This window comes from Paenarthrobacter sp. PAE-2, assembly GCF_026013155.1.
Classification (GTDB): Bacteria; Actinomycetota; Actinomycetes; order Actinomycetales; family Micrococcaceae; genus Arthrobacter; species Arthrobacter ureafaciens.
This window is the reverse complement of the sequence record NZ_JAPDNV010000003.1, coordinates 201,905-213,714: the sequence shown is the minus strand read 5'-3', so window position 1 is coordinate 213,714 and position 11,810 is coordinate 201,905. Positions and strand designations below refer to the sequence as shown.

General features: G+C 64.6%; 8 protein-coding genes. 2 read left to right on the top strand and 6 right to left on the bottom strand.

The genetic code is table 11. The features are described 5' to 3' along the window. Positions 1 to 52: 52 nt before the first annotated feature. On the bottom strand, positions 53 to 721 hold the full coding sequence (lipB, locus tag OCL88_RS03120) for a lipoyl(octanoyl) transferase LipB (protein WP_264961584.1): 669 nt from the start codon (positions 719 to 721) through the stop codon (positions 53 to 55). 150 nt (positions 722 to 871) lie between these two features. Between lipB and OCL88_RS03115 the strand changes: the two genes are divergently transcribed. Continuing rightward, on the top strand, positions 872 to 2,491 hold the full coding sequence (locus OCL88_RS03115) for a serine/threonine protein kinase (RefSeq protein WP_264961583.1): 1,620 nt from the start codon (positions 872 to 874) through the stop codon (positions 2,489 to 2,491). Positions 2,492 to 2,535: 44 nt separating this feature from the next. Here the strand turns inward: OCL88_RS03115 and OCL88_RS03110 are convergent, their stop codons facing one another. After that, a complete protein-coding gene (locus OCL88_RS03110; protein ID WP_264961582.1) occupies positions 2,536 to 3,438 on the bottom strand; it encodes a TIGR01777 family oxidoreductase in 903 nt (300 codons plus the stop codon). An 85-nt stretch (positions 3,439 to 3,523) separates the two neighbouring features. On the opposite strand from OCL88_RS03110, the gene OCL88_RS03105 reads away from it, so the two are divergent. Beyond that, the gene (locus OCL88_RS03105) at positions 3,524 to 7,075 is read left to right on the top strand and encodes a S41 family peptidase (RefSeq protein WP_264961581.1); all 3,552 of its coding nucleotides are present in this window, start codon (positions 3,524 to 3,526) and stop codon (positions 7,073 to 7,075) included. A 115-nt stretch (positions 7,076 to 7,190) separates the two neighbouring features. Here the strand turns inward: OCL88_RS03105 and OCL88_RS03100 are convergent, their stop codons facing one another. The 4 genes from OCL88_RS03100 to lpdA form a co-directional block, all read right to left on the bottom strand. Beyond that, positions 7,191 to 7,619 (bottom strand): OsmC family protein, encoded by a 429-nt coding sequence (locus OCL88_RS03100; RefSeq protein ID WP_021473134.1) that lies wholly within the window; start codon positions 7,617 to 7,619, stop codon positions 7,191 to 7,193. Positions 7,620 to 7,866: 247 nt separating this feature from the next. Continuing rightward, complete coding sequence (locus OCL88_RS03095; RefSeq protein WP_021473133.1) at positions 7,867 to 8,220, bottom strand: hypothetical protein; 354 nt, start codon at positions 8,218 to 8,220, stop codon at positions 7,867 to 7,869. A gap of 150 nt (positions 8,221 to 8,370) precedes the next feature. Further along, positions 8,371 to 10,140: a 2-oxoglutarate dehydrogenase, E2 component, dihydrolipoamide succinyltransferase gene (sucB, locus tag OCL88_RS03090; protein ID WP_166186154.1), complete on the bottom strand. Its 1,770-nt coding sequence runs from the start codon at positions 10,138 to 10,140 to the stop codon at positions 8,371 to 8,373. Positions 10,141 to 10,255: 115 nt separating this feature from the next. Beyond that, on the bottom strand, positions 10,256 to 11,638 hold the full coding sequence (gene lpdA / locus OCL88_RS03085) for a dihydrolipoyl dehydrogenase (protein ID WP_021473131.1): 1,383 nt from the start codon (positions 11,636 to 11,638) through the stop codon (positions 10,256 to 10,258). Positions 11,639 to 11,810 lie beyond the last annotated feature (172 nt).

Below are 11,810 nucleotides of genomic sequence, written 5' to 3'. Positions count from 1 at the left end.
GCCGCGTTACGCTGCTCAACGCGCAGCAACTTACGGCCTTCAGGTGCCAGGGTCACTGGAGTGCTCCTTCTGGTGTTGCAACAAGTGCTTCTTCGTGCTTGCGGAACTCTTCCACAAACCTGTCAACGATGTCCGCCGGATTGATGGTCCGGCCGGTTTCCAGCGACATGGTGGTGACGCTGGCGTCCGTGATTCCGCAAGCGATGATCTGTGCGTACGGGGAGAGATCGTTGCTGCAGTTGATGGCAACACCGTGCATGGTGACGCCATCCAGGACGCGGATGCCGATCGCTGCGATCTTCCGGTCCGGTCCTTTGTCGTCCGCCAGGACCCAGACGCCGGCCCGGCCCTTGATCCGAACGGCCTTGATCCCGTAATCCTCCATAACCGCGATCATGATCGCTTCCAGGCGCTCAACGTAGTCGCGGATGCCCGCGCGGTTCCTGAGTTTGAGGATGGGGTAGGCGATGAGCTGTCCCGGTCCGTGCCAGGTCAGTTTGCCGCCCCGGTCCACCGGAACCACCGGGGTACCGTCGAAGGGACGCTCATGGTCTTCGGTGAGTTTGCCAGCCGTATAAACGGCTGCGTGCTCCAGAAGCAGGACGGTACTGGGTTTCTCGCCCGCAACAACTTTGTTGTGGATTTCGCGCTGCAGGTCCCAGCCCTGCATGTAGTCAACGAAATCAGGGGCAAGACCCAGCTGTGAGAACTCAAGAGTCATGACTTCAAGCTTAGACCCCGTGGAACGGTGCCCATGGTTTTGTGGTGAACCTCTCAGTCGCATCCGTGAGGCGTCGACCGGATCGGGCGATGGCCGTTGAGCCTGTGGATAACTTCTGCAGGAAAACCCGGCGTGGGGTAGACCTTTGACATGGGTTCTCCGGATAAATCTCCTTCATCTCCGCCTGCCATTCCCGGCTATCGGGTCCACCGTTTCCTGGGTCGAGGTGCATCCTCCACAGTCTGGTTGGCTGAAAAGGACCACGGCCCGGGGGACGGGGCCGGCTCACGGTTCGCCATCAAGTGCATCGCCGCCCCGGAGAAGGATGCCGGGAGCGTGCCCATGGTGGACGGCGCGTCCCGCGAGTTGGCAGTGATGTCATCGCTCCGGCACGGGCACTTGCTGAGGGTGTACGACGTCGTGCAGTTCAGTGGCAACGGTTCCGACGGCGTGGGACTCGTCCTCGACTACGCCGCCGGAGGCTCACTGGCCGCCCTCGTCGCGATACGCGGCAGCCTCGGCATCGGCGAGGCGGTGACCGTCCTGGTTCCGCTGGCGCATGCCCTGTCCTATCTGCACGGTGAGGGCACTGTGCACGGTGATATCTCGCCCGGTAACGTCCTTTTCACCTCCCACGGCAAGCCCTTGCTGGCAGATCTGGGTACGGCAAGCCTTCTGGGAGAAGTCCAGGATCCCCACCCGGCGGGGACCGAAGGCTTCGCGGACAGTTTTTCCACTGGCCGGGCGGGCAGGAGGATCCTCCAACCTGCCCGCGATGTGTACTCATTGGCTGCGTTGGGTTGGTTTTGCCTCACCGGCCACGCTCCTGAGCTTGGCCCCGAACGGCCCCCGTTGCCGTTGTTGGTTCCGGGGGTTCCTTCCGGCCTTGCCGCGGCCCTCGAGGCCGGGCTTGATCCCGATCCGAGGGCCCGCCCGACTGCCAAAGAGTTCGGTACGGCCGTCCACCGAAGCGCGGCTGCGCATCCTGTGGATCTTGCCGGGGCGGTCCACCCGTCCGTCATTCCAGAGCTGTTGACCCGCCGGCGGGACGCGGATACACGACGACGGCGGCTCCCGTGGCGCCGCAAGCGGGCCACGCCATTGGTTTGGGAAAGTGACGTAACCTCCTCCGGGAACCTGCGTGCCGCTGGCCGCCGGTCCTCCGGCAAAGGCGTTCGGGGAGGCATCGTAAAGTCCGGAACGATTGGCGTGGCCGGTCTGGCGCTCCTTGCGGCCGGGGCCTACTTGTGGCCCAACGGATCCCCCTCGCAGCAGACCCCTGATGCCACCGCTGTTTCGACGGGGGAGCGGTCCGCTGTTCCAGTCGCCGGGACCACACCATTCAGCCATGACCTCCCGGCCGACCTCGCCCAAGCTCTCAAGGCGACCGAACCCGAGGCCGCCCTCCCGGCCCTGTCACGAGTGCGGGACCTTGCATTGCGCGAAGGACGCCCGGAGCTGCTGGCCCTGGTCAATGTTCCCGGCTCGCCGGCTGAGGCTGCAGATAAGGACTTATCCGGGCACCTCGCCTCGCAAGGCATCCGGCTCGGCGCCTTGTCCACCGAGGTGGCCAACGTTTCCCTGCGAAGCAAGGATGGAAACAGCGCCGAAGTGGAACTGACAGCAACCACCTCCGACTACGAAGAGAGGGACGCAGCGGGCCGGGTCATGCACCGGCAGCCGGCAGGCAAACCCCAGGACCTGCGGCTCGTCTTGAAACGGACGGAAGGGGCATGGCGCATCGTCGAAATCCTGGCTTCGGACCAGTGAGGGCTTCCGGCCGGTGAGGGGGTCGGGCTTTGAGGCTGTTGGACTTACCGGCCAGGCCGGCTCGTCAGCCAGGCCACTGCCTGACGCAGTTCGGGATGCTGCCACGTAAAGCCCGCCCCGGCCAGCTTGCCTGGATACATCGCTTGGTCTGCCATAACCAGTTCATCGGCAAGTCCGCCCAAGGCAAGCCTGAGGGCCGGCCGGGGTACCCGCAGGAATGCCGGCCGGTGGAAGCCCTCGGCCAGCCGGGCAACGATTGTGTTGACGTCGGCGAGGCCCGGAGCGCAGAGGTTCACGGCGCCCTCGAGCTGCGAATCCACAAGGAACGCCAGCGCCGAGGCCTCGTCGGCCAGGGTGATCCACGGCCAGTACTGCCGGCCGTTGCCAAAGGGGCCGCCCAAGCCAACTTTGAGGAGTGGAAGCAAGGGACCCAGCGCCCCGCCTTGGGTGCTCAGCACGACGCCGGTACGGGGGGTCACCACCCTGACACCGTCGGGGGCCGTCCTGGCCGCTTCCTCCCACTGCACGCACAATGGCGCCAACACGCCGCCTTCGCCGGGGGCTGAGTCCTCATGAAGGACTTCCCGGCGGGACGCTCCGTAATACCCCGACGCAGACTGGCTGACGAAGGCGCGTGGCGGGGAACCGAGCCTGCACATTGCCGCCGTCAGGGTCCGGGTAGGTTGGAGCCTGGAATCGTGCAGGACCCGGATCCTGTTCTTCGTCCAGGGACGGTCACCGATTCCCGCGCCGGAAAGGTTCACAACGGCGTCGGCACCGTCCAGGACCGCTTCGTCCAGGACACCTGCGGACGGATCCCAGGACCACTCCTTGTTGTTGGCCGCAGGCCTGCGCACCAACCGGATCACCTCATCCCCACGGGACTCCAACAGCTTGGACAACGCGGTGCCAATCATCCCGGAAGCTCCGGACATCACGATTCTCATGACCCATCTCACCACGGGCCGGTGCATGCTGGAAACGCCGCTGAACAGCGGCGACGGTGTTTCACCTTCTGACTATGATCGAACAATGACCTCTTCCAGTTACCTCCGCTTTCCGCATGTGCACAGCGACCTTGTCACGTTCGTGGCCGAAGACGACATCTGGATTGCTCCCGTCACGGGCGGCCGCGCCTGGCGGGTCTCCTCCCAGCAGTTGCCGGCACGGAATCCCAGGTTCACCCAGGACGGCAAGCGACTCGTGTGGACAACGGTGGTGGGAACGGCGCCGGAAGTGGTGACTGCCGATATCAACGGTGCCGGTTACAAGCAGTTGAGCTACTTCGGGCACAGCACTACCAAAGTCAAGGGGTTCACCCCATCGGGCCACATCGTGGTGACCAGCGCCTTCCAGAAGGCCGAAAGCCGGCACACCCACGCCTATAGCCTGCCGCTGGAAGGCGGTGCCGCCGTCGAACTTCCTTTCGGACCTGTGGAGGGCGTGGCGTTCGGCCCGGAGGTTGGGGATGAGCGGCCGGTTGTCCTGGCGAGTGTCCTGTCCCGGGAACCTGCGTGGTGGAAGCGGTACCGGGGTGGTACCTCCGGGAAGTTGTGGATCGATGCTGACGGCAACGGTGAGTACGAGCGGTTGGTCCAGGAGCTCGACGGCAACCTTACCGACCCCCTGTGGATCAAGGACCGCATTGCCTTCCTCTCCGACCATGAGGGATACGGCAACCTGTATTCGGTCCGCCCGGACGGTTCCGATCTGCGCAGGCATACCGACCACGAGGACTTCTACGTCCGGCACGCAAGCACGGACGGCACAAGGGTGGTGTTTGAATCCGCTGGGGAGCTGTGGATCCTCCCGTCGCTGGATTCCGAGGCTGTAGCCACCAAACTGGAGATCACGCTCGGGTCCGCTTCACCGGCTCGTCGCCCGGCCCCCTTGAAGGTTTCGGGCCACCTCGGTGACGTGGTTCCCAACGTCAACGGAACCGCCAGCGCCGTTGAAACCCACGGCACGGTCCATTGGTTGCGCCATAAGGACGGCCCGTCGCGCGTGGTCGAAGCGACGCCCGGCGTGCGTGCGCGCCTCCCGCGTCCGCTGACGGACGGCAGGATTGCCTACGTAGCCGATCACGACGGCGTCGAAGCCCTCTACATCAAACGTATTGCTGCGCACTTGGCCCCTCCCGGAAAGCCTGCGACGGCACAGGCTGTGACGGGCCAGCCCGCCACGGAGCCGTCGCCGGAAGAAGCCGGCGAAGCAACGGAAGCCAGAGTCCTCCCGAAGCCGGTGGCCGTATCCCGCGTTGTGGGTCGACCCGAATCAACGGCGGGAGCCCCGCAGGAACCCAAAGCCGGAGACCCCGCATCAGCAAGCGCGGGAACACCGCAACCGGACACCGGAGCACCGTCACCGGACACGGCGGCTGCGGCGGCGGAGCCCACTGCTGCCCCCGAAGCGGAGCACCACGGCGAAGTCAGGGTGGAACTTCCGGCGCCTGCCAGGGTCAGCGCGCTGGAAGCAAGCCCCGATGGCCGCTGGTTGGCGATCGGAACTGCGTTCGGTGACGTGTTTGTGGCGGACGCGGCGTCCGGAGCCTTGTCCCGGCTGGTCAGCATCGGTGAAGGCAGCGTCGAACAGCTGGCTTGGTCGGCGGATTCGCAGTGGCTCGCCTGGTCCGAGCCGGTGACGTCGTTCGGGACGCGCAGCAAGCTGAGGATCGCCAAGCCCAGCGGGGATGCAACTGACATCATCGACGTCACTGACGGCCGGTTCTGCGACGAATCGCCGCACTTCACTCCGGATGGCAAATTCCTTGCGTTCCTTTCCAACCGGAGCTTCGACCCCGTCTACGACGGACACTCCTTTGACCTGTCCTTCCCGAGCCCCATCAAGCCGTACCTCGTAGCCTTGGCTGCGGATACGCCGTCGCCGTTCGGGCCCTCCATCGACACCCTTGAAGACGGTCCCGCCGACGCCGGGAAGAACGACGACGGCGACGCTCCCGTCGTGCGGGTGGATGCGGAGGGACTCGCCCACCGCGTCATTGCCGTGCCCGTTCCGCAAGGGAATTACTCCGCGTTGACGGCAGGCGAGGGATCCCTCCTCTGGCTGGACACGGAGTTGTCCGGCGTCACGGGAGAGGGCAAAGGAACGCTGCAGGACAAGAAGCCCGCTCCGGCACTGATCCGCTACGACCTCGCAAAGCGCCAGGAGACCACCTTGGTCAAGGCTGCCGACCGTTACCGGCTCAGCGGCGACCGGCAACGGATCGTCTACGTGCTGGACCAGCAGGTGACGTCAGTCCCGGCTGATAAGAAAGTCGACGAAGAGTCCGGAGACCTGGTGAAGGTTGAACTCAACAGGATCCGCGTCATCCTGGACCCCGTCGCGGCGTGGGGCCAGGCCTTCGACGAGGCCTGGCGCCTCCAGCGGGACTTCTTCTGGGCACCGGACATGGCAGGCCAGGATTGGGAGTCCGTGCATCAGCGCTATCGCCCGATCGTGGAGCGGCTCGGTTCGCATGATGACCTGGTGGATCTTCTCTGGGAGATCCACGGGGAGTTGGGGACCTCGCACGCTTACGTCAAGCCGGCTGCTGTCAGTGAGCCGGGCCGGAACGGCCAGGGACGGCTGGGAGCCGAGTTCCAGCTGGGAGAACACGGTTGGGAGATCACCGCCATCCTGGCCGGCGAATCCTCCGATCCCCTCGCCACCTCACCCCTGACGCGTCCGGGAGCGGACGCGAAGGTGGGCGACGTGCTTCTGGCGATTGACGGCGTCGGGCTTTCTGCCGCCGTGACCCCGGCGATGCAGTTGGTCGGTGCGGCAGGCCGCACGGTGGAGCTGACCCTGGTGAATGGCCCGGGCCATGGCATCGCAGCAGGGGTCCAGCGGCGGGTTGCCGTGGTGCCCGTACGGGACGAGGAACGGCTGCGGTACCAGGACTGGGTGCGCGGCAACCGCCGCACTGTCCGCGAGGCGTCCGGAGGTAAGTTCGGCTATCTGCACGTTCCGGACATGATGGCCAACGGATGGGCGCAGCTGCACCGTGACTTGGATACGGAAACCGCCCTGGACGGGCTGATTGTTGACGTTCGGCGGAACCGTGGCGGCCATACCTCGCAGTTGGTGGCCGAGCTGATCGGCCGGAAAGTCACCGGCTGGAGCATGCCCCGGGGCGAAAAACCGCGGACCTATCCGCATCATGCACCCCGGGGGCCGGTGGTCATCCTGGCCGATGAGTTTGCCGGTTCCGACGGCGACATCATCACCCAGGTTTCGAAGCTGCGTGGCATCGGTCCCGTGATCGGCACCAGGACCTGGGGAGGGGTGGTCGGCATTGACAACCGCTTTGCCTTGGCTGACGGGACGGGCGTTACGCAGCCCCGGTACGCCACGTGGTTCGGTGGAGGCATCGGCTGGGACGTGGAAAACCGCGGCGTGGAACCGGACATCGAGGTACTGTTCCCTCCGCACGCGTACGCAGCGGGCATTGATCCGCAGCTGGAGTACGGCATCGGCGCGCTCAAGGAAATGATCCAGGAGTTGCCTACGGACCGGCCTCCGCTCCGGGAGGGCTACAGGAGCGTCCGGCCAGGCGCGTTGCCGGCCCGCCCCCAGGCCCGCTAGGAATACGGGAAAGGCCCTGCACTTCTTCAGGTGCAGGGCCTTTTCCGTATTACCGGATGGTTTGTTCCCGAAAGGATTGTCCACAAGCGGACAGTCCGTGGGGAAACTTGCCGGCTTAGGCGGTGAGGGTGGCATCCAGGGTGATGTCGATGCTCGAGAGCGCGCCGGACACGGGGCAACCGGTCTTGGCTTCCTCCGAGATGCGGCGGAACTCTTCTTCGGAGATGCCGGGGATACGTGCGCTCATGGTCAGGTGGCTGCCCGTGATGCCGGTACCCGGAACGAAGGTCACGTCCGCTTTGGTCTGGACTTCTTCCGGAGTGTAACCGGCGCCGGCCAAGGCATGGCTGAATGCCATGGAGAAGCACGCAGAGTGGGCCGCTGCAATAAGTTCTTCGGGGCTGGTCTTGCCGCCGGCCTGTTCGGTGCGGGCCTTCCAGGTGACATCGAACGTGCCGAGTCCCGAGCTGTCCAGCGTGGTGTTGCCGGAGCCCTCCATCAGGTTGCCGTTCCAGACGGTGTGTGCGGTGCGTACTGCTGCCATATCCACTCCTTGGGTAGTTGTGAGCCGGCACCCGCCTTCGCGGGTTGCCACCGTGTCCAATCCTATGGATTCGGGGGAGGGCGTGCACGGACATTCCGCTGTCAGTGGATTGTGACCCCCGGCAAGCAGGCCGCCGGACAAAATACAGCCGCCCTGCCATGGGCAGGACGGCTGTTGACCGGTGTCGGTGCTTGGCGGCGGCTGGACCGTGTAGTAAGTCGTTCCGCAGTAGTGGTTCCGGAGACCCTTAGTTCCAGAGGGTGGCTAGAGCGATGTTGACCAGTGCCAGTCCGCCGACTCCGTGAGCCAGGCCGGTGGAGACAGGCTCGCCCTTCTTGACCTTGCGGGAACCGATGACTGCCAGGACTGCCACCACAATCGCTATGGCGAACTTGATGCCGAGCTTCACGTAGTTCGGGTCCTTGTCATCCATGAAAGGAATAAGGCCCATCATGGCGATGCCGGTGAGGAGCTGAAGGAACGCACCGTCCCGCTGGCGGGGATGCACAGTGGGCGTCTTCATGGTGGCGATCCAGTAGCCCACGATCATGGCGGCGCCGACGATGTGCAGGAACACCAGAATGCTGTACAGGATACTCATGAGCCAAGCTTAGCCAGTTTCTTCTACATCACGTAGCAGAAACGAGCTTGTTCGGGTGCGTGGCGACCGGAACACGGCAGAGGGGCAGGTTTTCCGGGCCTACCCGGAGAACCTGCCCCTCTTCTTAGCTATGGTGTGCTGTGACCGGGCTTAGAGGCCCAGGTCCGCTTCGAACGCACCTTCCTCAAGGCGGGCCTTGAGGGTCTGGAGGAAGCGGCCGGCGTCGGCGCCGTCCACCAGGCGGTGATCGTAGGTCAGCGACAGGTACATCATGGAGCGGATGGCGATCGAATCGTCGCCGTTCTCGTCAGCTACCACCACAGCGCGCTTGACGATCGCACCCGTTCCCAGGATGCCGACCTGCGGCTGGTTGATGATCGGAGTGTCGAACAGCGCGCCGACGGAGCCGATGTTGGTGATGCTGAACGTGCCGCCTGACAGTTCATCCGGACCGATCTTGCCATCGCGGGTGCGGCCTGCGACGTCGGCGATCTTGCTGGCAAGACCTGCGAGGTTCAGGTTGCCCGCGTCTGCGATGACAGGAACAAGGAGGCCCTTGTCGGTGTCCACGGCAATCGCGAGGTGCTCGGCGTTGTGGTAGGTGATTTCCTGCTTGGACTCGTCGTAGGCAGCGTTGAGCTTGGGGTGCTGCTTCAGGGCTTCGGCAACAGCCTTGGCGATGAAGGGCAGGAACGTGAGCTTGACGCCGTTCTGGGCCTGGAAGTTGTTCTTGGCCTTGAGGCGAAGCTTGGCGATCTTGGTCATGTCCACTTCGTGCACCTGCGTCAGCTGTGTGGAGACCTCAAGCGACTCGCGCATGCGGCGGGCGATGACCTGACGGATGCGGGGTGCCTTCTCGGTGGTACCGCGCAGGGACGAAGCAACAACCGGAGCTGCAGCCTTGGGGGCGGCAGCAGGAGCAGCGGCCTGTGCCGGTGCTGCAGCAGCCTGCTTGGCTTCGGCAGCTGCGAGCACATCCTGCTTGCGGATGCGGCCGCCGACGCCGGTGCCGGAGACGGAGGCGATGTCTACGCCGTGCTGGTTTGCGAGCTTGCGCACCAACGGGGTGACGTAGCCGGACTCGGAGGAGCTGCCGGACTCGGACTGGGCTGCTGCAGGGGCAGAAGGAGCGGGTGCTGCTTCCTGGGCCGGAGCAGCCGGGGCAGCCGGCGCCTCGGGGGCCGGGGACGCTGCGGGAGCCGGAGCTTCCTCGGCAGCAGGAGCGGCGGGAGCCTCGGTTGCTGCAGGCGTTTCCGCCGCAGGTGCGGGAGCCGCAGCAGGTGCCGCTGCGCCGGAGCCGATGACGGCCAGGACCGAACCGACCTCAGCTGTTTCGTCCTCGCTGACGCGGATTTCCTGCAAAGTTCCGGCAACGGGGGAAGGAATCTCGGTATCGACCTTGTCGGTGGAGACCTCCAGCAGGGGCTCATCAACCTCAACGGTGTCGCCAATGGCCTTCAGCCAGCGGGTAACGGTGCCTTCAGTGACGCTCTCGCCGAGGGCCGGGAGGGTGACCTCGTGGCCCTCGCCGCCGGCAGCGGGAGCTTCCTGGGCCGGTGCTTCCTGGGCCGGCTGCTCAGCCGGTGCTTCAGCGGCGGGAGCTTCCTGGGCCGGCTGCTCAGCCGGTGCTTCAGCAGCGGGAGCTTCCTGGGCAGGTGCCTCCCCGGCCGAGCCCGAACCGGAGCCATCGCCGATGCGGACCAAGGGGGCGCCGACTTCCGCGGTCTCGTCTTCAGCGACGAGGATTTCTTCGATAACGCCAGCGACCGGAGAAGGGATTTCGGTGTCTACTTTGTCGGTGGAAACCTCGAGCAACGGCTCGTCGATCTCTACCCGGTCACCAACCTGCTTGAGCCAGCGGGTGACGGTTCCTTCGGTGACACTCTCACCGAGGGCGGGCAAGTTAACGGATTCAGACATGTCGTCCCCGTTCTCCTTATTGATCTTTTGTGCGGATGAGTTCTGCTGGTCCGGAACGGGCGTGAGCGGCCAATGATGCCGCAGACGCCCGTTCCGTGTGTGTCTTGGTGGGGACTTAGCCGTGGAGCGGCTTGCCCGCGAGGGCAAGGTGGGCTTCGCCCAGGGCTTCGTTCTGCGTGGGGTGGGCGTGGACCAGCTGGGCCACGTCTTCCGGGTAGGCTTCCCAGTTCACAATGAGCTGGGCCTCTCCGATTTGTTCACCCATACGGGAACCGATCATGTGAACGCCTACAACGGGGCCGTCCTTCTGGCGGACGAGCTTGACGATGCCGCCGGTGCCCAGGATGGAGCTCTTGCCGTTACCGGCAAGGTTGTATTCCTGGGTCTGGACCTGGTCTTCGCCGAACTTTTCCTTGGCTGCCTTCTCCGTGTAGCCAACGGTGGCAATCTCGGGCTCGCAGTAGGTGACCTTGGGGATGTTGATGTCTTCGACGATTGCGGGGTTCAAACCGGCGATCTCTTCGGCGACGAAGATGCCCTGCTGGTAGCCGCGGTGGGCGAGCTGAACGCCCGGGACGATGTCACCGACGGCGTAGATGTTGCCCACGCCGGTGTGGAGGCGCTCGTTGGTGATGACGAACCCACGGTCGATGGTGAGGCCGGCTTCCTCGTAGCCGAGGTTGGCTGTGACAGGGCCACGGCCGACGGCCACCAGGAGGAGGTCGGCTTCGAAGGTCTTGCCGTCAACCAAGGTGACCTTGACGCCGTTTTCGTCCTGCTCGACGCCCTGGAAGAAGATGCCGGTGCTGAACTTGATGCCGCGCTTCTTGAAAGCGCGCTCGAGGTTCTTCACGATCGTGGCGTCCTCGTTCGGCACGAGGGAGGGGAGGCCTTCGACGATGGTGACGTCCACGCCGAAAGACTTCCAGACGGAAGCGAACTCGACACCGATGACGCCGCCGCCGAGCACGATGGCGCTCTTGGGAATGTAGTCCATGGTGAGGGCCTGGTCCGAGGTGATGACCTTGCCGCCGATTTCCAGGCCGGGCAGTGAACGCGAGTAGGAGCCGGTGGCCAGCACGATGTTCTTGCCCTTGTAGGCGGTCCCGTTCACCACGACGGTGTCGGTGCCCTGGAGCTTGCCTTCGCCTTCGATGACCGTGATGCCCTTGGACTTGATGAGTCCCTGGAGGCCCTTGAACTTGCCGGCGATGATGCCGTCCTTGTAGGCGTTGACGGCCGGCATGTCGATGCCGTCAAGCGTCACGTTCACGCCGTACTTGGCGGAATCACGTGCATGGTCTGCCAGTTCGGCAGAGTGCAGGAGGGCCTTGGTGGGGATACAACCGTTGTGCAGGCAGGTTCCGCCGAGCTTTGCCTTTTCCACAAGGCCAACGGTGAACCCAAGCTGTACGGCCCGCAGGGCCGTGGCGTAGCCGCCGCTGCCGCCACCGAGTACCAGGATGTCGAATTCTTGCGCAGTTGCCTGATCGGCCACTAAAACGCTCCCTCGCGTGAATGATGACACGGGTGTGCGTGCCATCTGGTCTTTGGAACTTGTACTGCCGCGATTATGCCAGCACGTAAGTTCTCTTGCATTTGTGACTATCGAGTTCACCTTAGCGAACCACCTACCCATGCTCCACCCTCCGCGGGCGAATGTGGAGCGC